The 282-nt window shown below is 30.5% G+C and carries 1 protein-coding gene; it reads left to right on the top strand.

Annotation, left to right across the window (positions count from 1 at the left end; translation table 11 throughout):
• Positions 1 to 13: 13 nt before the first annotated feature.
• Positions 14 to 184: a hypothetical protein gene (locus tag ACY2RW_RS16130; RefSeq protein ID WP_490123758.1), complete on the top strand. Its 171-nt coding sequence runs from the start codon at positions 14 to 16 to the stop codon at positions 182 to 184.
• Positions 185 to 282 lie beyond the last annotated feature (98 nt).

The following is a 282-nucleotide window of genomic DNA, read 5'->3' as shown; positions in this document are numbered from 1 at the left end:
AAGAACCAAATAAATGAACCAAGAAAAAATAATTTCTAATACTATTGCATTTATACAAAATGAATTAAAAGGAGCTGAAGGTGGCCATGACTGGTTTCATATAGAACGTGTTTTTAAAAATGCTATTTTAATTTCTAGAGAAGAAAAAGCCGATGTTTTTGTCATTTCGTTGGCAGCTTTATGACATGACATTGCAGATCCAAAATTTTATAATGGAAACGAAAAAATTGGCACGAAAAAGGCGAAAGAGTTCTTAATTGCTCAAAAAGTACCTAAAGAAAG

It is taken from the genome of Polaribacter sp. 2305UL8-11 (assembly GCF_058147165.1).
This window is presented reverse-complemented; position numbering and strand designations above follow the sequence as displayed.